A 25,842-nucleotide genomic window follows, 5' to 3' on the forward strand; every position below is an offset into this window, starting at 1 on the left:
CAATCCCGTGCCATACCCATGTGCCTCCTCGCGTCTTGCTAGGCTGAAGCATCGCAAGTAAAACCAAGTCGTAGCCAGGCCGCAAGGTAGCATGCTGACGTGGACACCTATAGTTGCGGCGGGTTATCGGCAAGCAAGGCCTCCTAAAGGTCGTCGCGATGCAGCCAGCCGTCAAGGCGGGCGGGTGAACACATCCGAGTGGTCACCTTGATCGAGCGATCGAGATGTAATCCTATGTTGATGAAGCTGCATCCTCCGTGTCGTGACCGCTGCAACTCGTGCTTGATCCAGAATTACCGACGAGTCGCCTGTCGCCTAGTCGAGCGGATCGAAAGGTCGAATACTTGCGGCAGGTCGCCGATCGGGTGCATGTAAGGCAAGCGGATGTACTCAATGAACTGCTTGCTCACCTTCAGGCCGCGATCACGCAAGTACGAAGTTACGTGATCGGTCACCTCCTGCTCGGGTTCTTGGTTGTGCGCCAGAACCCAAATGAACACCTCGTCCGCTGGCTCCGCGAGCATTGCACGGACCATGACCGCACCGACGCCATCGGGCCGGACCATTGCTGCAGCGTGCAGGAACTCCACCGCGGGCACAGGCTCGTTCGTGATCTGCGCGTTCGACACCAGCGGTGCACGTGCGACATCCTCAGAGACAGCCTGGACCGTATCAAACAGCCCCTCGCCAACCGGCCCGCGCGGAACAGCACCTCGCCCACCGAATAATGTCCTATCGACGCTCCCGAACAAAGTCTGCGGGTCTTCCGTCAATTGCAACCGTCGCCGATAGCAGAGAAGAGGACCGGTTGCAGGGCCAGTGAACGCCTCTTCGTGGAAGAGTTTCGCTGTCCGCCTCGGTGGTTCCTCCGGCCATTCTCCGTCGCAGTGGCTCCGCACGGTGAGGTCGAACACCCTCCGCCTGCGGAACCGCCACTCCCGAATGGCTCCTCCGATCCCCAGCGGGTACTTGCTCACGTGCATACCCTTCCTCGATGCCCGGGCGGGCATTTCCGTCCGTGCCGGTCATAGTAGGCCCGAATCAATCTTTCTTCTTTCAATCGGGCCTGATAATTAGTCTTCAGACCCTGCTGAACAACTTGCCACCCACAACCCCCAACGACGTACTCCCCGCGTCCGTAGTACGAGTTGCACGTGCGTATTTGTGATTTTGGACGCGACTCGCCGTTTCTGGGGATGTCATACTCGTAATCGACAGCATCGCTGAACGGATTACACTGATTCTTGCAAATCTTGTAAACAATGTGATTACCAGGAGTATCTTTTGCGGGTTTGTGTGCGACGCCAACTACTTGACTGTCGCCTGCGCGCGGCTGAAAACGCCGCCAACGCCGAGGAGAGCCTATGCCGCCGTCCCGAAGCCTGCAAGGGTGTCGCCCAGACCAGCGAAACCTCCCCAAGTACCTATGCCTCCCGCCGGAATCGCGGTACGGCCATCGAGATCGTTTTTCGATCGGGCCGGCGGCGCTGACTCCGGTCATGATGGCTGACGTGACACAAATGGCATTCACTCCTGGGACGATGCCTCCTACTTTAGAAGCGTCCCGCTCATGCGCAGCATTGCCCTGGGCCGGTCGAGCAACTCGATTCCTAGCCTCGGTGCACGATAGCTTCACCCACCGAAAGTGTCGAAATAGTCCGACCAGATACGGTATCTGACCCGCGCATCGGTTGGCAATCGCGCCTTTTGCGTGATAGCGCGCAATTCAATCAGGTTGAGCCCCGAACGCGGATCGACGAACCCGGCCCTCGAGTCAAGTCTGTAGGTCTCGACCGCGTAAGCTCCGTCATCATCGACGAAGAGCCACTGCAAGTATCGTTCGGATTCCTCAATGCGCACGACGATCAGGGGGCGTCCGGGCGCGAGCATAGCCGCTTTTATATTTTCGTCGGAATATACCCCCCAAAGGGGAGACTTGCTTCGGAACGCACGCCGCAAAGCATTTCTTCGATCCTCGACGACCCCCAGAAGCGACACTATCGCCGTGATTGCTAGAAATAGCACCAACCCAACTATCCCCAAATCTTCACCCCCGCTTCCGCCGTAGTGGATACAACCACGAATCTCTGCTGTTGACCGAGCGATGGATCCACGACGTTCCCTGCACAGCCCCGAACATGTAGTCAGCATTCTTGTGAGACCCGACGACGTATTCTCCGACTCGGGCCGCGCGCGCGGGCGGACGCGGTCGCTTTTTGCGCTACCCTACCAATTTTAGAAGCGGCTCGAGCGCCCCGGTATGCCTTGACGCCCAACTCGATACCTCGACCAACGCCGAAGCTGGCCGCACCGGCAAGGTCAAGCCAGCCTGATTTGTCCCTTCGACAGCTTGTATGCGGCAACGCCGACGGAGAGGACTGCCGAAAGGATTCCGCAAAAACCACAGCCGAACAGCGCTGCCACGCCGAGGCCGGAACTGACGTTATCCGCTACGTTCACCACGTCTCCAAGCGTCCAGGCCTTCTTGCCGTCGAGATCGAAGGCGTTGACGGGGTCGTTGACGTAGGCATACGCGTTGTCGGTGCCGCTCCACCCGCAAGCGGGTCGACTTGCAGAAACCGTCCGAGGGCTGCGACGTCCTGTCGGGCGCCATCTCGATCGTGGCGATCGAGCCGAGGTGTTTGCTGAGCTTCTGGTGCTGCCCGAGCCACCCGTAGTCCGCGTTGCCCTACGACGTCGCGCAGAAGGACCCCATCCTCGAACATTACTCACGGCGCCGTAATGGTAACCCACAACGTTGTCGACGTTACGCGCGGCTCGAGCCGAAATCCTCCCGACTCGGGCAAGCGTTCCCGCGGCCCGACCAACTCCACCGAACACTAAGCCACCCGCACTCGTAGCGCAGCCAGCATTCAGTCCATTGATCCAATTACTCGGGGCGTTTGAGCCGGTCTTTCGCGAGAGCACGCTGTCTGGCCGCAGCAAGATCCTTCCTGTCTGTCAAGGGAGGGTCATCCGGTTCCCTCAGGATCAGCCCTGTCCGCGCATCGATGACACGCACCCGACCACTGTTGTAGGCGCCGATTGAATATCCATTCGCTTCCTCACGCTTCACGAGGATCATCGCCCTGATGTAGAACCAGATCGCCGCCGAACTGAAGGGGACGAAGCAGATCACGACACACACGTTTGCCGCAATCGAAAGACCTCCTTGCAGTCGACTCGGGGTACCAGAGGCGTGCGAAAGCCACCCGAGGAGTAGAGCTATTCCGAGGAACAGGAATATACCGAGTGTGGCAATCGCGCCCAGATCCACAGCGCGAGAGGCCGACGGCCTAACGGCGTCCCGCATAACCCGCCCATCCTCTGATGTTGTTTACGACGCCGTAATGATAGCCCAACACATTGGAGACGTTATCGATGTTTCGCGCAGCGTGGCTGGTGATGGGCCCTAGGCGAGCTTCGACTCGGGCAAATTTCCCGGCAACTTCGAAAGCTAAGCCACCGATGCTCGTCGCGCACCCTGCATTGAGTCCGTGCCGGCAATCAATTGCCGCACCAATGGCTGCAGTGATAAGCGATACTGCACCCATGAACTGCAAGCCTGGAATAAATGCCAGGAAGCCACTTACTGCGGATATTGTACCGAGTACGTTGGAGATTCCATTCAGCCGCCTCTCCCAGTTCACGGCACGCGCAGCACCCCGACCTAGCTTCCGTTTCAACACCGAGTGATTTCGCAGGGCGGCGCAACTTCTCTTACACCCCGACTGTGGGGTTAGGTCGACGCGTTGACGGGGTCGTTGACGTACGCGTACGCGTTGTCGGTGCCGCCTTCGACGGGGTCGACTTGCAGGAACCGTCCGAGTGCTGCGACGTACTGGCGGGCGCCCATCTCGATCGTGGCGATCGTGCCGAGGTGTTCGCCGAGTTTCTGGTGCTGCCCGAGCCACCCGTAGTCGGCGTTGCCCTGTTGTGTGTCCGGGCCGGCCTGGTTCGCCGTCGCCGTGCCGAACAGGCCGGTGGTCTGGTCCATGACTTGACCGAACGGGTCGTACACCGGCAACACCTGGGACGCGAGCTGCCCGATGGCATCAGCCGTGGCGACGATGTCGCCGTAGATGTTCGGGTACGACCACACCGCGCTCGCCCCGCGCAGCTCCGCGGTCACCCCGCCAGGCAGCGGCAGGACCCACTCGGTCAGCTTGCTGGCACCGTCGTAGACGAAGTCCGGAGTGTCCCCGTCACCGGTGAACCCGTACCGGGTCACCGTCTTCGACCCGTCCGGGGTCTGCTCGGTGCGCTGCACGATCCGGTTCGACGCGTCCCGCACGTACGACACCGTCGACCCGTCCGTCAGCGCGGTCTGCACGTGCCGGTCCTGCCCGTCGTACACGAGCGTCTCGTCCGCCAACGTGGTCGTGTTCCCGTGCGCGTCGTACACCAACTGGGACCCGGTCAGGGACTGGTTCACCGGGGTAGCACCGGTCACCGGGTTCGTCACCGTCGTGCCGAGGAGCCGGTCCGCGGCGTCGTAGCAGGACGCGACCTGCGTCGCCGCACCGACCGGGTTCCCGGCGGCGTCGAGGAGCTGATCCGACGAGGACGTCCGGTTGCCGTATTCTGATTGCCCCGCCGCCAAAGGCGTCCAATACGAACTAGGGCTCGTGAAACTTATGAGACCAGCGAATCCGGCAAAGACTGTTGAGCGGTTGCTAGCCCTTCCCAACATGGCGTGCGCCCTGCGAATGGTCCGGTTCGAAGAGGCCCGCCCACGAACGTAGGTGCCGAGCAAGTGACTCAGCCGTTTTGCGAGAGCTGATCGTACCCGGGTACTCCTTCTCTCCCCGGGCATCAGTGTTCAAGCGCAACATTCGGCAGAATAGCCAGAGGGGATCGATGCCACTCTCCGCGTTGCGGTTGATTAACCCACTGTAGGGCATTAATTGAACCGAAGTCAGCTCAGCCCTCGCAATTCTGTACGTTCGATACCAGGAGACAACGCTGGCGTACTCCCCGTGCAAATAGATGCCCATCATCGACGCACGCGCAATGAGAAGGGTGGCCGGAATAAATAAGAGAAAGTTATACAAAGTAAGACCGGTCCCTACTGAAGCAAGCACGACTACCATTGGGACTGGTAGCCCCAAGGAGGCAGCCGCAACGAGAGCCCCTCGCGCGCTTCCCTTCAACCGCCTACTCATCGCTTCTCCCAATACTTCCACACTGTCTTCTTGCTCCACCGACTATTCTGCGCGTGCGCGCCGATAGCGGTTCCTGCAACGTTACTGACTGCATTTGCTTTCCAAGCGGCGCCTCTCCTAATCTTCGTCGAGATGCTACGCGTAGCGACTCGTCCTGCCGCGAACACCTTAGATACATGACTCGCTCGCATTGCGCGACTGGCGAGGACGAGCCCCTTCGTGGCCCATGATCCGCCGACAATACCAACTGCCGAAACAGCCGCCATGCCATAGTTTCCCTGGACAGCATAGGCGGCGGTTTGCACAACACCGCAAGCCAATGACACGAGTCCTGGAATTAGGCCACATGCGAAGAAGATGGTACTGGCGACCGGGTTGTCAGTGAGAGTCTTCGCCCAAGACCTCGCCGTTTTGCCGAATTTTGTCCACGACCACTCGCCCGTCAAGTCCCGATCATTGATGGGGTCGTTGACGTAGGCATACGCGTTGTCGGTACCGCCTTCGACGGGGTCGACTTGCAGGAACCGTCCGAGGGCTGCGACGTACTGTCGGGCGCCCATCTCGATCGTGGCGATCGTGCCGAGGTGCTCGCTGAGCTTCTGGTGCTGCCCCAACCAGCCGTAGTCCGCGTTGCCCTGTTGTGTGTCCGGGCCGGCCTGGTTCGCCGCCGCCGTGCCGAACAGGCCCGTGGTCTGGTCCATGACCTGACCGAACGGGTCGTACACCGGCAACACTTGGGACGCGAGCTGCCCGGCGGCATCGGCCGTCGCGATGATGTCGCCGTGGATGTTCGGGTACGACCACACCGCGCTCGCCCCGCGGAGCTCCGCGGTCACCCCGCCCGGCAACGGAAGGTCCCACTCGGTGAGCTTACTGGCACCGTCGTAGACGAAGTCCGGAGTGTCACCATCACCGGTGAACCCGTACCGAGTCACCGTCTTCGACCCGTCCGGGGTCTGCTCGGTGCGCTGCACGATCCGGTTCGACGCATCCCGCACGTACGACACCTTCGACCCGTCCGTCAGCGACGTCTGCACATGCCGGTCCTGCCCGTCGTACACAAGGGACTCGTCCGCCAACGTGGTCGTGTTCCCGTGCGCGTCGAACACCAACTGGGATCCGGTCAGGGACTGGTTCACCGGGGTAGCCCCCGTCACCGGGTTCGTGACCATCGTGCCGAGGAGCCGGTCGGCGGCGTCGTAGCAGGACGCGACCTGCGTTGCCGACCCGACCGGGTTCCCTGCGGTGTCGAGGAGCTGGTCCGATGATGACGTCCGGTTCCCGTTCTTCCCAGCCGCAGCGACCGCACCCGACTGGGTGCAGGAGCTGGCTCCGAACCCGTACGTCAACCGGTGCCGCGGGATCGACGCAGCCACGAGCCTCCCGGCCGCGTCGTACGAGAACGACGACACGTTCGACGCCGCCCCGAGCGCGGTGGTGTCCTTGAGGACGTCACCCGACTGCGACCGGACCACCCAGATAGAGCCAAAGCAAGCAAGCCACCGATGAAGAGAATGCGACTCAGCAAGTTCCCTTGCACCCGGCGTGTGGTGTAGCGCGAGGGAACCTTCCGTTGCTGCCGATTCGAAAACCAGTTACCTGTTCGGACACGAACGTCGCAGCGCTGGTCAGCGTCTCTCGGCAGCTGGGGATCGATCCCGGGTCCCTTCACCGTTGTCGCCGCTTCGCGCGCTTGCCCCTGACGCTCCCGTGCTCCCCAGACGTCAGCCGGATCCACGGAGCAACCGCCAGCAGCGATTCCTGCACCCGGTCGGCCGTTCGCCTTGAAAATAAAGCCGTCGGAAACTCCTTCTCCTTGCCATTCACTCGTAGCACCAGCATCCTGCCGAACCGATAGAACGGGTCGATGTTGCTTTGCAAGTAGCCATTCAAACCACCGCTGTACCCATCGATCTCAAGACGCTCTATGGACTCAAGTGGGAAATCGCGGTAATGATACCAGCCATGAACTCGCAATTTCCGGTCGTTGATCAAAATGCCCATGAAGAAAGCTCGCATGAGCCACAGCAACAACGCGCTTGCAATGCCCAGCTCTACCCAAGGAAAGGAGCCCGGGTCTGAGGTCACCGGCACGACGAGTGCCGCATCAAAGCACACGTTGAAGATCAGCGCAAAGCAGATGGATGCACGGCGCGTGCCTTTTATGCGTTCTAGTTTCATAGGTTTTCCCTAACCGTGCTTCAGATTTTTAATCCACTTCCGGTTGGACAACCATTCTGAAGAAGGCGTCAAGATTGCATTGCTGACCGCCGTCGCCCTCCACCGGAGACCCCGCACTTGCGCACGGACACGCGACGGATGAACCCGAACACCCGTGCGATACGCTCGTCGGATCCCGGCTTTTATCACAGATCGGCCTGCCCTCTCAAGGCCGGATGCGAGCTTGGCCCCCGGAATCATGCCGATGGCTGCCACGGCCGCCTCGCCGTATCTTCCTTGTGCCACATAGGCGAGCGCCTGCACGGCGCCGCAAGCAACCGAGACAGCCGTGACCGGAATGAAGCCACATACGAAGAATGCCGCTTTCCCAAACCTACTGTCGGTGATCGACTTACCGATCTTACTGGCGTTGGTCATGAGCTTCTTCCACGACCATTCACCAGTGAGATCAAACGCGTTGACCGGGTCGTTGACGTAGGCGTACGCGTTGTCGGTGCCGCCTTCGACGGGGTCGACCTGCAGGAATCGTCCGAGGGCTGCGACGTACTGTCGGGCACCCATCTCGATCGTGGCGATCGTGCCGAGGTGTTCGCTGAGCTTCTGGTGCTGCCCGAGCCACCCGTAGTCGGCGTTGCCCTGTTGTGTGTCCGGGCCGGCCTGGTTCGCCGTCGCCGTGCCGAACAGGCCGGTGGTCTGGTCCATGACTTGACCGAACGGGTCGTACACCGGCAACACCTGGGACGCGAGCTGCCCGACGGCGTCAGCCGTGGCGACGATGTCCCCGTGGATGTTCGGATACGACCACACCGCACCCGCCCCTCGGAACTCCGCGGTCACACCGCCCGGCAGCGGAAGGTCCCACTCGGTCAGCTTGCTGGCCCCGTCGTAGACGAAGTCCGGGGTGTCACCGTCACCGGTGAACCCGTACCGCGTCACCGTCCTCGACCCGTCCGGGGTCTGCTCGGTGCGCTGCACGATCCGGTTCGACGCGTCCCGCACGTACGACACCTTCGACCCGTCCGCCAGGGCCGTCTGCACGTGCCGGTCCTGCCCGTCGTACACGAGGCTCTCGTCCGCGAGGGTGGTCGTGTTCCCGTGCGCGTCGTACACCAACTGCGCACCGGTCAGGGACTGGTTCACCGGGGTCGCCCCCGTGACCGGGTTCGTCACCGTGGTCCCGATGAGCCGGTCCGCTGCGTCGTAGCAGGATGCGACCTGCGTCGCCGAACCCGCCGGGTTGCCGGCGGTGTCGAGGACCTGGTCGGACGAAGCGGTTCGGTTCCCGTTCTTCCCAGCCGCAGCGACCGCACCCGACTGGGCGCAGGAGCTGGTCCCGAACCCGTACGTCAACCGGTGCCGCGGGATCGACGCGGCCACGAGCCTCCCGGCCGTGTCGTACGAGTACGACGACACGTTCGAGGTCGTCCCGAGCGCGGTGGTGTCCTGCAGGACGTCACCGGACTGCGACCGCACCACCTGATCGGTGAGCTGCGGCTGACTGTTCGGGAACGACCACGCCAACCCCGTCAGCGCACCGGCACCGTCCTTCGACACCGCCACCGAGGTGCCGTTGCCGGCGTTCCCGGCGCCCGCCGGGTACGCCACCAACCAGTTTCTTCGGTGCTTGAAAGCTGTCGAGCATCGTCCGAAGGGCTTGGGCACGGTCGAAGTCGTCCTCATTAACACACCAGGGCTCCTGCATCAGCGTCAGCCTTTCATGCGCATCTCACGGATCGCCGCGCCTCAGTGGCGGCGCCGTTTGCCCAGCGGGCTCCCGTGCCCGCCGGACAGCAGCGTGATCTTGTCCCGCGCCGCGAACACCGCGTCCTGGATCCGCCGTGCCACCTTCCGCGAGCAGATCGTCTCGCGGTACTCCCACATCGTCAGGACGAGCATCCGGCAATGCCAGTAGACCGGGTACAGCGGGCTCTGTGACCCACGGTTGAGGGAACGCTGTACCCGTCGATCTTCAGGCACCGGGTCCGCTCGAGCTGGATGCGCTTGTTCCACCACCACGAGCGAATCCGGATTTCCTCGGGCCCAAGGAGCACGTCTATCTCGGACTGGGACCGGACCACGTGTTTCGTGCCTTGCGGCTTACCGCTCGACAACGACTACGCCGATACTGTAACGCCCTGGCGCCGCCCTTCGTTACAAGGGTTACTACCGAAGACTTAGCTGGTGTGCACTTATTTCACTTCTATCGATTTGACCATGGATTCAACGTATTCCGTTCCAGCGGGCATATTGAAAATGTTTCTGGGACTAATGACAGGGAATTGGACTGATTCCCCACTCTCCCAAGCGATGGCTAGGGCGGCGACCGTGTTTAGGGAGAGCTTTGTGACCGTTGAATGCGTCCCGAATTCCAAGGGTAGACTTGCTACACAAACGGGCGGGGACACGAACCCTCGTTTCCAGATCTGATATTCATTACCTGAGAAAACGAGACAAGCGGTGTAACTTCGCTTGAGCTGCATTTCGAGATTTAAACGCGCTCGAGTCGCTGGCGTCACGATCACATCGATCACCACATGGCCTCCATGGCTTGCAACGAGAAGCCCATGTCGTTTGCGGCGCGGAAGTGCGCTAATGAAACCGAAACCTACGAGTGCAAGCGGGCCAATTATCAGAAGCAGAAACGAAGTTCGAGATCCGCTTGGATCATCCTGCATGGTACTCACAGCGTTCAGTAAGAGTGCAGATCCGCCTGCCAAAGTTGCAACGATCCCCGTTATATAAGGTGACCACGATGTTGGCCGTTCAGTTCCCATGCAAAGTTACCTCCTGTTGCTCTTCCGACCGGACGGGATCCAGTCAGTAGCTCCGGTAAGACCACCGAAGATACCACCTCCAGGACCTTTGAGAGGAAAGAGGAGACCGAACCCGTAGGTGAGAGCTGATGCGGCGCATCGTGAACCATTCTTTGGCACCATGCATCCCGTGATGACTGATATCCCTCCGCCCACAATCGCGACAGGAGCGGCAACTGGCGCAAGGGGGGTGAATGATGCCAAGCCTGCGAAGAAGGCAATTCGTCCGCTCCATGTTGAAACGCGCGATTCAAAGCGGTGCTGCTGCTTCAACGTCATCATATGGCCGCAGCGGCGATACCTGCAGTTGCCCTGACCGTGTGCAGAGGCGTATCGCGGAGTACGTATCCTCCGCCCATCGGATCGGTAACAACCGGAAGGCATGCATTTGTAGCTGTGTTCCCCATTCAGGTCAAAATTCCCGATGGGGTCGTTGACGTAGGCGTAGGCGTTGTCGGTGCCGCCTTCGACGGGGTCGACCTGCAGGAACCGTCCGATGGCTGCGACGTACTGCCGGGCACCCATCTCGATCGTGGCGATCGAGCCGAGGTGTTCGCTGAGCTTCTGGTGCTGCCCCAACCACCCGTAGTCCGCATTGCCCTGCTGTGTGTCCGGGCCGGACTGGTTCGCCGTCACCGTACCGAACAGGCCCGTGGTCTGGTCCATGACCTGACCGAACGGGTCGCACACCGGCAACGTCGTACTGGCGAGCTGCCCGGCGGCGTCGGCGGTGGCGATGATGTCGCCGTGGATGTTCGGGTACGACCACACCGCACTCCCGCCGCGGAGCTCCGCGGTCACACCGCCCGGCAGGGGAAGGTCCCACTCGGTCAGCTTGCTGGCCCCGTCGTAGACGAAGTCCGGAGTGTCACCGTCACCGGTGAACCCGTACCGGGTCACCGTCTTCGACCCGTCCGGGGTCTGCTCGGTGCGCTGCACGATCCGGTTCGACGCATCCCGCACGTACGACACCTTCGACCCGTCCGTCAGCGACGTCTGCACGTGCCGGTCCTGCCCGTCGTAGACGAGGGTCTCGTCCGCCAACGTGGTCGTGTTCCCGTGCGCGTCGTACGCCAGCTGGGATCCGGTCAGGGACTGGTTCACCGGGGTAGCCCCCGTCACCGGGTTCGTGACCATCGTGCCGAGGAGCCGGTCTGCGGCGTCGTAGCAGGACGCGACCTGCGTCGCCGCACCGGCCACGTTCCCGGCAGCATCCAGGAGCTGATCCGACGACGACGTCCGGTTGCCGTTCTTCCCCGCCGCAGCGACCGCACCCGCCTGGGTGCACGTCGCCGGACCGAACCCGTAGGTCAACCGGTGCCGCGGGATCGACGCGGCCACGAGCCTGCCGGCCGTGTCGTACGAGTACGACGACACGTTCGACGCCGCCCCGAGCGTAGTGGTGTCCTGCAGGACGTCACCGGACTGGGATCGGACCACCTGGTCGGTGACCTGCGGCTGGCTGTTCGGGAAGGACCATGCCAATCCGGTCAGCGCACCAGCTCCGTTCTTCGTCAGCGTCACCGACGTGCCGTTGCCGGCGTTCCCGGCACCTGCTGGGTACGCCACCGAGGTGACCTCACCCCGCTGGTACGTCGGCACCGCGACGACCTTGCCGTCCACGGTGAACTGCGTCACCTTCGAGTCCACGTCGTACGACTGGCCCGTCGTGTGCTGCACCCCGTCCGCGGTCACCGCCAGCGATGAGGTGACCCGGCCGGCCTGGTCGTAGGACGTCGTCGTGGTGGTCCCCCACACGTCGACGTACTTGACGGTCCGGCCGAGCAGGTCGGTCGTGGTGGTCGTCGTCGAGCCGTTCGGGGATCCCGGCACCGCACCGTCGGCCACCGCGGCGGTGAGCCCGTCGTCGGAGTACGCGGTCGTCGCGGTGCTGCTGGGCTGCCCGTTGAACGCCGCCGTGACCGCCTTCACCGCGCGGCCTCGAGCGTCGAAGGTCACGCACGACCAGTCCGCGTCGCCGGAGGTCTTCGTCCCAGCGGTGCGACCCCACACGTCGTACAGGTACGAGGTCACGACGGCGCTGCCCGTCGCGGGTGTCGGTCCGGTGGTCGACTTGAGCATCCCGTTCTGCGCGGTGGACACGTCCACGCCGCAGATCTGCCCGTCGGTGGTTCCGTAGGCGTCCTTGATCGTCTGCGACGCACCGAAGTACGCGTTCGTCGACGCGGCCGCCGCCTGCGCGGGCAGGGTGCGGGTCAGGGAGCGGAGGTAGCCGGCGCCGGGAGCCTCGGTGGTGGTCGAGGTCTTCAGGGCCAGCCCGGCCGGGTCGACGGTGGTGCCGTCGACCGTGCCGTACCAGGGCCGTGAGTACGTCGTGGCCGTGGTGATCGGGCTGATCTGGTTCGCCTGCGCCCCCGAGGGCACCGAGTCCGCCGTCGTCGACGACGTGCCGAGGTTGTACGCCGGCGACAGCATCGACGCGGGCACCACGTCGGCGGCCGTGTAGGTGCTCGGTGTGTTGCCGGCCGTCATCGCCAGCGCGAGTCGGGACGTTCCCGTCTGCTGCAGGTAGTTCAACCGGATGCGCAGGCTCTGCCCCGCAGCGACGGTGAACGGCTTGGTCGCAGCAGCGATGTGCGGACCGTGGGGGCCCCAGTCGTTGATGACGAGCTGGTCGTTGATCCAGAGCTTGGTGCCGTCGTCTGCCCACGTGTAGAAGCGGTAGGTACCGGCGGTCGGGAACGTGATCAGACCGGTGAAGGAGACGGTCCAGTTCGCGCCGCTGGTGCCGCCGAGCACCGTTCCGGTGGGGGTCGTCATCGGGCTGACGGCGTTGTTCCCCGTCGACCAGTCGTAGTCGACGGCGCCGTCGGTCTTCCCGCCGTTCGCACCCGCCGCCGCAGGCACTCCGAGCGTCATCGCCGCCGGAACGCCGGAGAGCGTCTGGTTGTTGTACCAAGACGCCGCGAGCCCGCGGAGGTTCCCGTCGATGCTCGTCGTGGTCTGTGCCACCGGGGTGCCGGTCCCCGCGCAGACCCCGTTCGTGGGCAGCGGCCCGTTGGTGTTCTGGATCGCGGTCGCGGGTTGCACCTGTCCGAAGCAGGACGTCGGTGCCGGACCGTAGGAGGCGACGGCGCGGTCCTGCTGGTCGTACACGGTGCTCGACTCACGGCCCTGCGGGTCGATCGACGCGAGCTGGTTGTCGCGGCTGTTCCACACCGTGCTGCTCGTCAGTCCCGACGCGGACGTCGCCGACGTCTGCCGCAGCGCCGCATCCATCGTCACGGTCGACGCGTGCCCGTTGGGGACCGTGATCCCCGCGACGTCGACCGCACTGGTGCGGTTCCTTGCTGCATCCTCCTCACCGTAGGTGTACGTCTTCTGCGGCCGGGAGGCGCTGCTCACCCCGTCCGGGGCGGGCAGGGTCACCGAGGTGGCGCGGTTCTTCCCGTCGTAGCGGATGTCGGTCGTCACCGGTCCGGCGGGGTCGCGGCTGGTGTCCGCGGCGAGCCAGTCGTTGGTGAGCGAGTTCCGGATCGTGGACAGCAGGTACGTGCCGTTGGTCGAGCCGCGCGTGTACCCGAAGTCGGTGACCTCGTTGCCGGGGTCGACGACGCGGGCGAGCTGTCCGGTGGTGTCGTAGTACAGCTGCGTGGTGGTGCCGTCCGGGTACAGGATCTGGCAGAGCATCCCCGCGTCCGACTGCGTTCCCGGCCCGGTCGTGGTGACGGCCATCGGGAACGACGAGCCGGACGGCGGAGCGCACGCTCCCGCGGCACGGTTCGCGCCGCTCGTGGCGCTCGAGCCGATGGTGGTGTTCGACAGGTACGAGAACTGCACCTTCCGCGAGTACGCCAGCGTCGTGCCCGACCCCGACGCGGACAGCGGGTCCGCGATCGAGGTCAGCTGTCGGCTGCTGTTGTACGCGGGGACCGGGTTCGCCGGCTTCGACCCGAGATCGGCAGCAGGGGTCACGGACGTGACCAAGCCAGCGGTGTCGAACTGGTAGACGGTGCCGCCCTCGTCGGTGAGGACCAGGTTGCCGGCTTCGTCCGAGGCCAGCACGCCCTGCTCGCCCGGCGGCGGGGTGTACCCACCGGTCGAGGCGCGAGCGTAGGTGTGGGTGCCGCCGTCGGTGTCGGTGACGATCACCGATCCGCCCTGCTTCGACGCGGAGACGTAGGCTCCCGCGTCGCCCATGATCGCGGCGGACGACGCCCACCCGGAGGGCAGCAGCGTCGGCGACTTCGTCAACCAGTCGGACGGGACGACCTGCGTGTTCACCCACGAGGACCCCGACGACGTCTGCTGCTGCTGCACCTCGAGGTACACGTTCGACGAGCCGCCGCGCTGGTAGTAGTCCACCGTGATCGGGATCGGCAGCTGCCCGGACTGGGAGCCGATCGACCACTGCGAGCCCGTCACCGTCAGGATCTGGTTCGCCGCGGTCTCCATCTGCGGAGCGGTCTGGTGCTGGTCCTTCCACTGGTCCGTGATGATGCCGGTGGTACCCAGCTGCAGGGCGACGCCGTCATCGGCCTGGAAGCCGAACGTGTACGTTCCGTCCGGTGGCGTCATGTACCCGGTCCACTTCGCCTGGAAGTACGACTGGGAGACGGCATCGTCAGGTGCGGCGCTGCCCCAGTCGAAGGCCACCCCGGTGTCCGTGCGGACGAGGGTCTGCACGGCGTTCGCCGTCATCGAGTCGCCCCGACCGAACGTCGCCGTGTTCGCCGGCACGTTCCAGTACGTGCCCACGAGGCCACGGTTCGAGGCGATTCGGGAGTTGTAGGAGAAGTTCATCCCCATGTCCCCGCCGAGGGTGTGCACGGTCGGTGAGGAGAACGACGCCGCGACGTTGCCGTTGCCGAGGTTCACCGTCACCGGACCGGCGGCGTCCGTCGGGGCGGGGCCGGGATCGGTGACACGGGAGTTCACCGTCAACCGGTTCACGCCGGTGGTCGAGTTCGCGGTGTACAGGTAGTCGCCGTACGTGTCGTTGACGACCAGCACCCACGTGTACGAGCCGCCGTCCTGCAGCACCGCGTCGGGCACCGTCCACGACGCGGTGCCGTCGGTGTTGATCGTGCACGCCGAACCCGGCGCGGTGGAGCACAGCGGGGACTGCGCGATCTGCCCGCTCGTCCCGTCCGCACCACTGGTGACACGGATCTCGTACTGCAGCTGCTTCCCGTTCGTCGACGTCGCCGCCGGCGCCACCAGGAGCGGCGTGGTCGTCGCGACGACGGAGCTGTCCGTCGGCGAGTACACACTGCTCGCTCCCGCCGTGGGCAGCGAGGTGGTCACGAACGGGTACGCCGGCGTCCACGCCCGCACCCCGTACGGGTCCTGCACGACGACGTTCCACCAGTACTGCGTCCCGGGTTGCAGCACCCCCTGCGGGACCGTCGCCTGGAACGTCGGGGCCTGGCCGTTCGGCGCGTTGGTCCAGTCGGTGTTCCATCGACGCGACCCGTAGGCGTCCGAGGTCGTCCCCACGAAGAACTGGTAGGTCAGCGGGTAGGTCTGCTCGCCGTCCTGCGTCGCCTTCACCGCCAGCGTCGGCGTCGTCGACGCCGTCACCGGCGACGACGCAGCCGCTCCGGACGACGTCGCACCAGGGGAGGTCTGCTGGTCCGGGAACCCCGGGTTCGGATCCCGGAGCGTCGTCACGTTCCCGGCGACGGTGGGCTTGTCCTCCCACTGCAGGTAGAGGGACACGTCGAGCTTCTTGTACGTGTAGGCACCCGCGTTCTCGTCCCCGATGAGGCAGAACGATCCGCCGGGCGAGCTCGCGTCGGTCCACTGCTGGACCTGTCCGGTGACGTCGAACGACGCCGTGCCGGTGTACCCGGCCGTGAAGTTCGTCCGCGATGCGTTCCGGATGCCGCAGTTCCAGCTGTACGCCGACGCCCATCCAGCGACCGACGTGGTCGCGGTCGCGGTCCCGGAGTTGGCCTGGGTCTCCACCAGCTGCGCCGACAGGACCTGCTTGCCGTAGAGCTGCTCGTACGGGAACTTCAGCACCGTCCGCCAGATGCTCGCCGCGTTGTTGATCCGCGAGTTCCCGATGTTCGCGTACGACGCGGTCGCCGCGACGCTCCCACCGCTGTTGGTCGACATGTACGACTGCAGCGCCGACGGGCCGTTCCAGATCGACGGGTCCAACGACACCGGGTAGACACGCGCAGCATCCCGGAGCCAGTCCGCGTCGGGCGTCAACGTGATCCGCCAGTCGTCCCCGGACAGGTGGTCGATGCCAACAGGGATCGTCGCCACTGCGTTGTCGGACTCACCAGCGACGCCAGACGAATCCGTCATCAGCGGGGTCGGTGTGGAGAACACCGTCTTGCCATCGTCATCAACGAACTTCACGGACCCGACCGGACCGTCCTTCACCGTCAGGTGCGGAGCGTGCACCTTCCAGCTGTAGGACGGCTTCGCGGCCTTCGGAGCCTGCGCGAGGATCAGCGCCTCCTTCACCCCGCCCGCGTCCACCTGGTACGACATGTCGGTCCCGGGGAGCACATCGTCGTACGCCACCCCACGCGACGCCTTCGCACCGGGCTGGTCCGACGCCGCGAGCTGGTCCTTCGTCGGTACGTGCGCATCCGCGTCACGCTCACCCTCGAGCTCGAACGACACACGGTCACCGGTCGACGAAGACGTGACCGTGTAGTCCGGGCCGTCCACACCCGTCGAGGAAGCGAACTCGGGCTGTAGGGGGTGGTTGTCAACGCTGAAGCCACCGTCGTCGGTCTTCTCGACCTTCGTGGAGATCGGCACCCATTGCCCGGAGTCGTCCTTCACGTTCAACGGCACCCGCGACATCTGCGTCACGTTCGTGCCGTTCGGGTTCGTCCACGTGTTCTGGTACGTCGACTGCGACGTCAGCTCCGCGCCCTTCGCGATCCCCGTCGCCGACGCATCCGCCGCGGGGTCCTGAGCCGCCGGCGCCGGGTCGTCCGGGTCGCCCGTGGGGGTGGCCCGCAGCCGCAACGGCCCAGGTGCCTGCAGCCCGTCAGCCGACAGCGGCGAACCGGCGTGCACGTCGTCGGACTGCGACGTCGCCAGCGCCGGCACATCGGTCGGCGACTCGTGCGCCACCGTCTCCGCCTGCGCGGGCACCGCCACCAGCAGCTCCGCCACCAGCGCGATCGTCATGGTCACCGACGCGAGCGTCCCAGCTCGCGCTACCCGTCCCAGCATGGGACTCCCCTACTGCTCCGACCGGTTCGAGACCGGCCCTGCTCCGCTCCCCTGGGAGCACGAAGACTGAGCGTAGGAACAGCGACCCCCAGCTGATCCATCGGTTCTGCCCCCCGTTCGGGGACGACGGACCGGCCGGGGTACGAGCCACATCGGTCGCGCTGCGCGGACAGGCCGCGGAGCGGAGAACACTTCCGGCGTGGTACTGCTTCCGGGGTACGAGCTCGGGGTGAGGCTTCACACAGGAAGCCGCGGAGCGGCGCGGGGAGGGGCGACTCCGGTCAGCTCCGACAGGAGTCGCCCAGTACCTCACTCGTCCTTGTCGACGTAGTGCCCGGTCTCGCCGGTGGGGGTCGGCTCGGCCTCGCCGGGGATCTCCGACTCGACGTACTCACCCTCGTCCGCACCGCCCGCACCCTGGGGCCGCGTCTCACCGGGGATGTCGCTGGAGACGAACTCACCGGCGGGCTCGTGCGAGTCGACGTGGTGCTCGCCCGGGATCTCGCTGTCCGTGAAGGCTCCGGCGCGGGTGTCCACGCCGTCCGCTCGGCCCTCGTCGCCGCGTGCCTGCTCGTGCTTGCCTGCCATGTTCCGACCTCCGTCGCTCGTGTTCCTGGCTGTGACGCGAGTGTGCCCGTGACGACTGGACGCCGCCCGAGTCCCGTGGGCAGGGCCGGGTGTTGCGTCGAGGCATGCACCGCAGCACCCGCACCCCCATCGTCCTCGCGAGCACCGGGGTCGTGCTCGCCCTCGCGCTCACCGGCTGTTCGTCGGGCGGTACGGACACGGCGCCGACGGCCACCGAGACCGTGACGGCCTCCGCCACGGCGTCGTCGTCCCCGTCGACTGCACCGGCGGCTCCGTCGTCGGCCCCGTCCTCGTCGTCGGCGTCGGGTGGATCGGCGGCTGGCGGGTCCGGCAGCGACGGCGGCCGCTGTGCCACCGGCTCGCTCACGGGCAGCATCGAGTCCGGCAGCGGTGGGGCTGCCGGCAGCACGTACGTACACCTCGCGCTCCGCAACACCGGCTCCACGACCTGCACGCTGCAGGGGTGGCCCGGGGTCTCCTTCGTCGGCGGCGGCTCGGGCGCGCAGATCGGCGCCCCGGCCACCCGCGACGAGGCATCGGCGCACCCGACCGTGACGCTGGCGCCCGGCGCGGTGGCGGTCGCACCGCTGAAGATCACCCAGGCGGAGAACTACCCGACGGCGACGTGCGACCCGGTGGCCGCGGACGGGTTCCGCGTGTACCCGCCCGGATCGACCGAGTCGCTGTTCGTGCGAGACTCCGGGGTCACCGCGTGCCGGTCGACCGACGCGGGGCTGCTCAGCGTGCAGGGGTTGGTGCCCGAGGGGCAGGCGGCGGACTGAGCCGCGTCCCGGGCACGACGGCGTGCCCCCGGACACCGGCGACGGGCGGTCGACCCCGCAAGGTGACCGCCCGTCGCCGGTGCCCGTGCGCGCTTCCGGTCAGACGGCGCGGCGGTCGTCGCGGTCGTCCGACTTGTGGACGCCGGCCTTCGCGATGCCGCGGCTGAGGATGTAGGCCACCGTCACGAGTGCGACGTACGACCACGCCTTGTCGGCGCCGAAGCCCTGGCCGTCGTCGCCGTTGTCCACCACGGCCGACGCGATCAGGATCGCGATCGACACCACGAGCCAGGCGTAGAACTCCGTCGTCTTCGTGGCGGCCTTGGTCTCGGTCCACGTACGGCGGACGACGGAGTCGTGCCGGGCGTTGGTTCCTGCTGCGTTCGTCATGCTGATCCTCCTCGTCGAGCCCACCGAGTGATTCCGGTGGGTCGCTCTGCACGGTTGTCGTACCTGGTTGACTACTTCCACGGTTAGGACATTCGGCGCGGGTGGGAGGATGCCCTCCGCGGACACCGGACAATCGAGGGGACCAGCATGGACGAACACGGACGGAACGCGGCACGACCTCACCTGCAGACGCGCCCGAGGACGGCTGCAGGTGCCGACGCGATCGCGGGGCTCGAGGCGCTCGGCGAGAGCGTGCACGAGGCCGACGATGCCGCGCTCCGGAAGCTCGACCTCCGCTCGACCGACGCGCTCGCCCTGCTGCACGTGGTGCAGGCGGCCGCGGCGGACCGACCGCTCAGCCCGACGGCACTCGCGTCGCGCCTCGGCATCACGACCGCGGCGGTGACGAAGCTCGTCGATCGCCTGGGTCGTGCCGGACGTGCCGAGCGGCGTCCGAACCCGCGGGATCGCCGAGGCATCGTCGTCGTCCCCTCGGCGGGCGCCGCCGCGGACCTCGAGCAGGCCTACGGGCACATCACGGCACCCCTCGTGCAGGTCGTCGACGAGCTGTCCGACGCCGAGGCCGAGGTCATCGCACGGTTCGCCAACCGCCTCGGGTCGGCGATCCGGCTCGGTCTCTGAGCGTCGCGCTCCGTCAGCGGTACGAGGGGGCGTGCACGACCTCGAGCACCTCGGTGCCCAGGGTCCGCAGGGCGTCGACCACCGCGAGCCGCCGCTGCAGCGTCGCGTCGTCGAACGTCACCGTGACCGCGTAGCTCACCGACGAGCCGGGTCCGCGCAGGATGCCGGCCTCGGCCCGCACCCCTGTCGACGACCCGGTGACGACGACCGCCTGCAAGCCGTGGTCGAGCGCCCGGTGTGCGAGCGGGTCGAGGCCGAAGGCGCCGGCGACCAGGCTGAGGTCGCTCGCCAGCGAGAGCCACCCGAGCACGCGGTTCGACACCGGTTCGTCGACGACCTCGCCGAGCGCCAGACCGCGCATCAGCCAGGCGAGCTCGCCCGCCGGCGCGACCGAGGCGTCCGGAGCGTCGTCGGGTCCCCGGCGGTCACGGACCCGGTCGATCAGCGCGGTCCGCTCGATGCCGAGCGCCTCGGCACGCTCGCGCACGGCGTCGATGCCGACGGCGGAGAGCAACGCGTTCGTGGCCCACGCGTCGGCGGCGGCCCCGACGAGCGTCGCGAGGTCGGAGACCTGCATGGTCGACTCCTGCAGGAACTGCCACAGCCCCGCACCGGTGGCGGTGTCCCGGGCCATCCGCTGGAGCCGGTCGCCGTGCAGGCGGCCGTCCTCGAGCTGGGCGGCCGTCTCGATCAGGAGCAGCACCCGGCCGAGACTCGCCACCGGCTGCACGAGCGTGTCGTCCACGGCGAGCAGCGCTCGGCCGGTCGAGGTGTCGATGACCGAGGCACTGACGGACGCGCCGTCCCGTGCCAGCGCACCCAGTGCCTCCAGGCCGGCGCTGAACCGCTCGTCCGCTCCCCCGCGGTGGCGGCCACGCGCACGTGCGCCGTCCGCGGCGTCGACCTGGTGTCGACGCCGCGGACGGCGGGTGGGGCCTGCGGAGGCACCCGGCTCCGGGCGACCGGCGCTCGGCTCGGCGTCCGGCTCGGACGACGGAGCCGCGTCCGACTCGGTCATCACCAGATCGCGACGCGCTCGGCCGGGTCGAGGTACATCGTGTCCGACTCGGTGACGCCGAAGGCCTCGTAGTAGCCGTCGATGTTCCGCACGATCTGGTTGCAGCGGAACTCGTTCGGCGAGTGCGGGTCGATGCTCAACAGACGCGCTGCCTCCTCCGGGCGGATCGCCATCCGCCAGGCCTGCGCCCAGCTGAGGAAGAAGCGCTCGGCACCGGACAGCCCGTCGACGACCGGCGGCTCCTGGCCGTCGAGCGACAGCAGGTACGCCTTCCACGCGATCGACAGCCCGCCGAGGTCACCGATGTTCTCGCCGATGGTCAGTGCGCCGTTGACGTGTCCGTCCGGCACCTCCGTCGGCACGAGCGCGTCGTACTGGGCGATGAGGGCCTTCGTGCGCTCCTCGAACGCCTGGCGGTCGGCCTCGGTCCACCAGTTCTGCAGGCGGCCGTCGCCGTCGTACTGCGACCCCTGGTCGTCGAAGCCGTGGCCGATCTCGTGGCCGATCACCGCGCCGATCGCGCCGTAGTTCGCGGCCGCGTCGCGCGAGGCCTCGAAGAACGGGAACTGCAGGATCGCCGCGGGGAACACGATCTCGTTGAAGCCCGGGTTGTAGTACGCGTTGATCGTCTGCGGGGTCATGAACCACTCGTCGCGGTCGATCGGCGTGCCGATCTTGCCGAGCTCGCGGTCGACCTGGAAGCTCGCGACGGCCCGCACGTTCCCGACCAGGTCGTCGGGGCTGACCGACAGGGCGGAGTAGTCGCGCCACTTGACCGGGTAGCCGATCTTCGGCGTGAACTTGTCGAGCTTGTCGAGGGCACGTGCGCGGGTCTCGTCGGTCATCCAGTCGAGTCCGGTGATGCTCTGCCGGTACGCCTCGACCAGGTTGGCGACGAGGTCGTCCATCTCGGCCTTGGACGTCTCGTCGAAGTGCTCCTGCACGTAGATGCGGCCGACGGCCTCGCCCATCGCGCCCTCGACCAGCGAGACGCCGCGCTTCCAGCGCTCGCGCTGCTTCGGGGCACCGGTGAGGGCCGTGCCGTAGAACGAGAAGTTCGTCGCGGACATCGCGCTCGTCAGGTACGCCGCGGACCCGCGGATGACCTGCCAGCGCAGCCAGTCCTTCCACGCGTCGAGCGGCTGGGAGCGGAGGAGCTCCGCGAGCCCGGTGATGAAGGACGGCTCCCGGACCACGACGGTCTCGAACGCACCGGCCGGCGCACCGATCGCCTGCCACCACAGGTGCAGGTCGGCGCCGTTCGCCAGCGCCGTCACCTGGTCCCAGGTCATCTTGTTGTAGGTCTTCTGGCTGTCGCGGGTGGTGACGTTGTCCCAGTGCACCGCGGCGAGCGCCGTCTCCAGCGCGATGACGGCCTCGGTGCTCTGCCCCGCGTCGGCGAAGCCCGCCAGCGGGAACATCGACGCGACGAACTCGCGGTACTTCGCGCGGATGTCGGCGAAGCGCTCCTCGCGGTAGTACGACTCGTCGGGCAGGCCCAGGCCGGACTGCTCGAGGAACACGACGTACGACTCCGGGTCGCCCGGGTCGTTGTCGACGAAGAGCTGGATGAAGCCGGGCAGGCCCAGGCGCTCGAAGCGTCCGACCATCGCGATGACGTCGTCGGTCGTCTCGACGGCGTCGATCTCGCCGAGCAGCGGGTCGATCGGACCGGTGCCGAGGGCCTCGAGGCGCTCCTCGTCGGTGAAGGACGTGTAGAGGTCCCCGACCTTGCGCTCCTCGGTGCCGGGCGCGGCCTGCTGCGAGCGCTCGACGATCGCGCGCACCGCGACCTCGGCGTCCTCGGCGAGCACCGTGAACGAGCCGTACCGGGCCTTGTCGTCGGGGATCGGCGTCTCCGCGATCCACGTCCCGTTGACGTGCCGGTAGAGGTCGTCCTGGGGGCGGACGTCCGGGTCGAGCTCGTCGGTGTGGATCCCTGAGGTGCGTGCGACGTCGGTCATGCGCTCCACGATAGCCACCGGTGCCCGGCCGGCACGGAGTCAGGCGGACGGACGTTCTCCGAAGGGTGCCGTCCCCACGCGCCGACGAGCCGTGAAGGCACCGACGACGATCGCCGCGGCGGCCACCGCCGACGCTCCGACGGACACCTGGACGACCCCTGCCGCGTCCGGCACGATCGTCGACACCTGCAGGTCGACGAGGGAGAGGTAGGCCACCCAGGCCAGCAGGACCCACGCGGTGAGCAGCACCGGGAACAGTCGTGGCAGGGCGGTGAGTCCGGCGCCCATCACGATGGTGATGATCGGCAGGACGGTCAGCGAGTACCGGGTGTTGGGTGCGCCACCGCCGTGGACGTAGTCGATCTCGACGACGGTCAGGATCGCGGTGACCGCGAGGAACATCAGCACGATCAGCGTCGTCGACGTCCGGTCACGTCGCCGTCCGGTCGTCGCGGACACGGTGCGGGACCGTCCGACGGCCCGACGTCCGATCGCCCAGGTCCCGACGACGCCCGCGAGGACCATCGGGAGGATCATGAGCACCCACTGCACGAGCTGGACCGGCTCGGCCGGGTCCAGGACGCCCCGGTAGATCCCGAAGAGTCCGGTCCAGAAGTCCGGGTCCGTCGCGACCTCCGCCCTGGGGCGCACGACGCGCCCCATGTTCTCGATCCCCCAGTCCGCCTGCCGGCCGCTGAACGAACCGGTCAGCTGCTGGTTGCGGAACCAGAACCACCCCGACGCGAGCGCGGAGGTGACGACGGGGGCGGCGGCCGCGAGCAGACGCGCCGGCACACCGGTGAGCCTGCCGAACCGCACGGTGGGGGCGACCGCCAGCGCGACGACGAGGGCGACGAGCCAGAGCGCGAAGGACAGACGGGTCGCCGTGCCCCCGGCGCCGACGATCGCGGCGCCGACCAGGAGCCTGCTCGTGACACCGGTCCGCAGCGCTGCGCCCGCGATCCCGCAGGCAAGCACCGAGAACAGCACGAAGAGGACGTCGTTGTAGATCGACCCACCCTGTTGGACGAGCATGCCGGCGAAGGCCGTGACGACGGCGACCGCGCCCGGGAGCAGGCGGGCGGTGGGGAAGCACCGCCAGGCGGCCCACGCCGACGCGAGGACCACACCGCCGGCCATCGCGGCACTCACCACCCGTCCGGCCAGCACCGCGGCCAGCGCGTCGCCGCCGTCGAACAGGGGTCCGACGACCGGAGCGAGGACGAGGTAGTACAGCGGCGGGTGCTGCGCGACCCACTGCACCGGGGTCGTGCTGCCGAACGGGGCGTTGTACGTGATGCCGTCCTCGAAGACCGGCAGATGCGCGTGCCACACCGACAGGACGTAGTCGAGGTGCGCGGGCTCGTCGCCGCCCTCCAACGGTGGGTAGGTGAAGGCCCGTGCGACGGACGCAGCCACCACGAAGACGACGGCGGCGACGACCACCAGGTCGATCCAGGGTCGGGTCGCCGACCGGGCCGCGAGCCGGGTGCTGGCGCGTCGGAAGCGTCTCATGTGCAGTGGTGCGTCCCTCTCCGAAGTGGCGTGCTCCCCACAGACAGGCTCCCACGGACGGCTGGGCCGGACGGCAGCCGCTACGGTGCTGCCATGGGACTCGGCTGGAAGCTGCACGGTGACGGCGCGACCGTCTCCTCCTCGACCATCGTGGCGCCGGACGAGCGCCTCTCCTGGGGTCGCACCATCGGGCTCGGCGTGCAGCACGTCGTGGCGATGTTCGGCGCCACCTTCCTCGTGCCGCTCATCACGGGCTTCCCGCCCTCGACGACCCTGCTGTTCAGCGGTGTCGGCACGATCCTCTTCCTGCTCATCACCGGCAACCGTCTGCCGAGCTACCTCGGCTCGTCGTTCGCATTCCTCGCTCCGATCGGCGCCGCGACGAAGATCGGCGGCATCCCGCTCGCGCTGTCCGGGATCATCGTGGTCGGCGTCCTGCTCGCCCTCGTCGGCGCGATCGTGCACCTGGCCGGGGCCGGGTGGATCGACCGCCTGATGCCCCCGGTGGTGTCGGGCGCGATCGTCGCGCTGATCGGCTTCAACCTCGCGCCGGCCGCACGTGACAACTTCACGAAGGCCCCCGTCGTCGCGCTGATCACCCTTGCCGCGATCATCCTGGTCACGGTCCTGTTCAAGGGGCTGCTCGGCCGCCTGTCGATCGTCATCGGCGTGCTGGTCGGCTACGTCGCGGCGCTCCTCGCCGGCGAGGTCGACCTGACGAAGGCCGCATCCGCCCCCTGGATCGGCCTGCCGACCTTCACCGCCCCGGCCTTCGACCCGGGCCAGCTCGCGATCTACCTCGGCTTCGTGCCGGTCGTGCTCGCCCTGGTCGCCGAGAACGTCGGGCACGTCAAGGGCGTCGGCCAGCTGACCGGCCGCGACCTCACGCCGCTCACGGGTCGCGCGCTCTTCGCCGACGGCGTCTCGACCGTGCTCGCCGGTGCCGGTGGTGGTTCCGCGACGACCACCTACGGCGAGAACATCGGCGTGATGGCCGCCACCCGCGTGTTCTCGACGGCCGCGTACTGGGTCGCGGCGATCGTCGCGATCCTGCTCGGTCTGTCGCCGAAGGTCGGCATGGTCATCTCGTCGGTGCCGGCCGGGGTGCTCGGCGGTGCGACCACCGCGCTGTACGGCCTGATCGGCGTCATCGGCATCCGCATCTGGGTCGAGAACCGCGTCGACTTCGCGAAGCCGAAGAACCAGCTGACCGCCGGCATCGCGCTGATCATGGGCATCGCCGACTTCACGTTCTCGTTCGGCGGCGCGACCTTCGGCGGCATCATCGTCGGCACGGTCGCCGCGATCGTCGTCTACCACCTGATGGACCTGGTCGGCCGTGCCCGCGGCACGGACCCGGCTACGCCCCGGGCGTCGGACGAGGCGCGCGCCGCCACCGGGGCGATCCCGGCGGAGCCGCGCGCGGACTGAGCGGAGCCGCGCGCGGACCGAGCCGCGGGACCACCGGACGGGAGGCTCGTGGCGGCGCCGCCACGGGCCTCCCGTCCGTCGCGTGGTCCAGCCCGCCCGCTCCGTGGAGCAGCAATCGTCGGGTGGACGTGCTCGACCCGACGCTTCCTGCTCCACCGATGCACCGGACGAGCGGCGTCCGGT

At 66.8% G+C, this 25,842-nt stretch carries 17 protein-coding genes; 3 read left to right on the top strand and 14 right to left on the bottom strand.

The window, feature by feature from the left end:
- Nucleotides 1-293: 293 nt before the first annotated feature.
- The 10 genes from ABIC52_RS11360 to ABIC52_RS11405 all read right to left on the bottom strand — a co-directional run bounded on the left by ABIC52_RS11360 (nt 294) and on the right by ABIC52_RS11405 (nt 17,917).
- Nucleotides 294-977 (bottom strand): hypothetical protein, encoded by a 684-nt coding sequence (locus ABIC52_RS11360; RefSeq protein ID WP_354027360.1) that lies wholly within the window; start codon nt 975-977, stop codon nt 294-296.
- Nucleotides 978-1,632: 655 nt separating this feature from the next.
- Entirely contained in the window at nt 1,633-1,890 is a 258-nt protein-coding gene (locus ABIC52_RS11365) for a hypothetical protein (RefSeq protein WP_354027361.1), read from the bottom strand.
- 1,000 nt (nt 1,891-2,890) lie between these two features.
- Nucleotides 2,891-3,139: a hypothetical protein gene (locus ABIC52_RS11370; RefSeq protein ID WP_126890047.1), complete on the bottom strand. Its 249-nt coding sequence runs from the start codon at nt 3,137-3,139 to the stop codon at nt 2,891-2,893.
- A gap of 600 nt (nt 3,140-3,739) precedes the next feature.
- Nucleotides 3,740-4,603, bottom strand: coding sequence for an RHS repeat-associated core domain-containing protein (locus tag ABIC52_RS11375; RefSeq protein ID WP_354027362.1), 864 nt, complete (start codon nt 4,601-4,603; stop codon nt 3,740-3,742).
- Between the two features lie 558 nt (nt 4,604-5,161).
- The gene (locus tag ABIC52_RS11380) at nt 5,162-6,640 is read right to left on the bottom strand and encodes an RHS repeat-associated core domain-containing protein (RefSeq protein WP_354027363.1); all 1,479 of its coding nucleotides are present in this window, start codon (nt 6,638-6,640) and stop codon (nt 5,162-5,164) included.
- A 193-nt stretch (nt 6,641-6,833) separates the two neighbouring features.
- A complete protein-coding gene (locus tag ABIC52_RS11385) occupies nt 6,834-7,346 on the bottom strand; it encodes a hypothetical protein (RefSeq protein WP_354027364.1) in 513 nt (170 codons plus the stop codon).
- A gap of 9 nt (nt 7,347-7,355) precedes the next feature.
- Nucleotides 7,356-8,951, bottom strand: a complete 1,596-nt coding sequence (locus tag ABIC52_RS11390; protein ID WP_354027365.1) for an RHS repeat-associated core domain-containing protein — start codon at nt 8,949-8,951, stop codon at nt 7,356-7,358.
- Between the two features lie 138 nt (nt 8,952-9,089).
- Nucleotides 9,090-9,242: a hypothetical protein gene (locus tag ABIC52_RS11395; protein WP_354027366.1), complete on the bottom strand. Its 153-nt coding sequence runs from the start codon at nt 9,240-9,242 to the stop codon at nt 9,090-9,092.
- 884 nt (nt 9,243-10,126) lie between these two features.
- Nucleotides 10,127-17,284, bottom strand: a complete 7,158-nt coding sequence (locus ABIC52_RS11400) for a PA14 domain-containing protein (protein WP_354027385.1) — start codon at nt 17,282-17,284, stop codon at nt 10,127-10,129.
- 354 nt (nt 17,285-17,638) lie between these two features.
- Complete coding sequence (locus ABIC52_RS11405; protein ID WP_126890045.1) at nt 17,639-17,917, bottom strand: hypothetical protein; 279 nt, start codon at nt 17,915-17,917, stop codon at nt 17,639-17,641.
- A 104-nt stretch (nt 17,918-18,021) separates the two neighbouring features.
- Between ABIC52_RS11405 and ABIC52_RS11410 the strand changes: the two genes are divergently transcribed.
- Nucleotides 18,022-18,699: a DUF4232 domain-containing protein gene (locus ABIC52_RS11410; RefSeq protein WP_354027367.1), complete on the top strand. Its 678-nt coding sequence runs from the start codon at nt 18,022-18,024 to the stop codon at nt 18,697-18,699.
- A 99-nt stretch (nt 18,700-18,798) separates the two neighbouring features.
- On the opposite strand, the gene ABIC52_RS11415 is transcribed toward ABIC52_RS11410, so the two are convergent.
- Nucleotides 18,799-19,089 carry a hypothetical protein gene (locus ABIC52_RS11415; RefSeq protein ID WP_354027368.1) on the bottom strand — a complete coding sequence of 97 codons (291 nt, stop codon included), beginning with the start codon at nt 19,087-19,089 and terminating at the stop codon, nt 18,799-18,801.
- A gap of 147 nt (nt 19,090-19,236) precedes the next feature.
- Between ABIC52_RS11415 and ABIC52_RS11420 the strand changes: the two genes are divergently transcribed.
- Nucleotides 19,237-19,731 carry a MarR family winged helix-turn-helix transcriptional regulator gene (locus ABIC52_RS11420; RefSeq protein ID WP_354027369.1) on the top strand — a complete coding sequence of 165 codons (495 nt, stop codon included), beginning with the start codon at nt 19,237-19,239 and terminating at the stop codon, nt 19,729-19,731.
- Nucleotides 19,732-19,744: 13 nt separating this feature from the next.
- Here the strand turns inward: ABIC52_RS11420 and ABIC52_RS11425 are convergent, their stop codons facing one another.
- From ABIC52_RS11425 to ABIC52_RS11435, 3 genes are read right to left on the bottom strand one after another with little or no spacing between them, the layout of a single operon-like run.
- A complete protein-coding gene (locus tag ABIC52_RS11425) occupies nt 19,745-20,749 on the bottom strand; it encodes a serine hydrolase (RefSeq protein ID WP_354027370.1) in 1,005 nt (334 codons plus the stop codon).
- Nucleotides 20,749-22,713, bottom strand: coding sequence for a M13 family metallopeptidase (locus ABIC52_RS11430; protein ID WP_354027371.1), 1,965 nt, complete (start codon nt 22,711-22,713; stop codon nt 20,749-20,751). Before ABIC52_RS11430 ends, ABIC52_RS11425 begins: the two co-directional genes overlap by 1 nt.
- A 39-nt stretch (nt 22,714-22,752) precedes the next feature.
- Nucleotides 22,753-24,228 (bottom strand): glycosyltransferase family protein, encoded by a 1,476-nt coding sequence (locus tag ABIC52_RS11435; RefSeq protein WP_354027372.1) that lies wholly within the window; start codon nt 24,226-24,228, stop codon nt 22,753-22,755.
- A 93-nt stretch (nt 24,229-24,321) separates the two neighbouring features.
- Between ABIC52_RS11435 and ABIC52_RS11440 the strand changes: the two genes are divergently transcribed.
- Nucleotides 24,322-25,659 (top strand): uracil-xanthine permease family protein, encoded by a 1,338-nt coding sequence (locus ABIC52_RS11440; RefSeq protein ID WP_354027373.1) that lies wholly within the window; start codon nt 24,322-24,324, stop codon nt 25,657-25,659.
- Nucleotides 25,660-25,842 lie beyond the last annotated feature (183 nt).

The organism is Curtobacterium oceanosedimentum (genome assembly GCF_040545555.1).
Lineage (GTDB): Bacteria > Actinomycetota > Actinomycetes > Actinomycetales > Microbacteriaceae > Curtobacterium.

Excerpts from the sequence above, each read along its gene's own strand:
- ABIC52_RS11365 (WP_354027361.1), bottom strand. The coding sequence starts at position 1,890 with ATGCTCGCGCCCGGACGCCCCCTGATCGTCGTGCGCATTGAGGAATCC.
- ABIC52_RS11385 (WP_354027364.1), bottom strand. The coding sequence starts at position 7,346 with ATGAAACTAGAACGCATAAAAGGCACGCGCCGTGCATCCATCTGCTTT.
- ABIC52_RS11395 (WP_354027366.1), bottom strand. The coding sequence starts at position 9,242 with ATGCTCGTCCTGACGATGTGGGAGTACCGCGAGACGATCTGCTCGCGG.
- ABIC52_RS11400 (WP_354027385.1), bottom strand. The coding sequence starts at position 17,284 with ATGACGATCGCGCTGGTGGCGGAGCTGCTGGTGGCGGTGCCCGCGCAG.
- ABIC52_RS11405 (WP_126890045.1), bottom strand. The coding sequence starts at position 17,917 with ATGGCAGGCAAGCACGAGCAGGCACGCGGCGACGAGGGCCGAGCGGAC.
- ABIC52_RS11410 (WP_354027367.1), top strand. The coding sequence starts at position 18,022 with ATGCACCGCAGCACCCGCACCCCCATCGTCCTCGCGAGCACCGGGGTC.
- ABIC52_RS11415 (WP_354027368.1), bottom strand. The coding sequence starts at position 19,089 with ATGACGAACGCAGCAGGAACCAACGCCCGGCACGACTCCGTCGTCCGC.
- ABIC52_RS11420 (WP_354027369.1), top strand. The coding sequence starts at position 19,237 with ATGGACGAACACGGACGGAACGCGGCACGACCTCACCTGCAGACGCGC.
- ABIC52_RS11425 (WP_354027370.1), bottom strand. The coding sequence starts at position 20,749 with ATGACCGAGTCGGACGCGGCTCCGTCGTCCGAGCCGGACGCCGAGCCG.
- ABIC52_RS11430 (WP_354027371.1), bottom strand. The coding sequence starts at position 22,713 with ATGACCGACGTCGCACGCACCTCAGGGATCCACACCGACGAGCTCGAC.
- ABIC52_RS11435 (WP_354027372.1), bottom strand. The coding sequence starts at position 24,228 with ATGAGACGCTTCCGACGCGCCAGCACCCGGCTCGCGGCCCGGTCGGCG.
- ABIC52_RS11440 (WP_354027373.1), top strand. The coding sequence starts at position 24,322 with ATGGGACTCGGCTGGAAGCTGCACGGTGACGGCGCGACCGTCTCCTCC.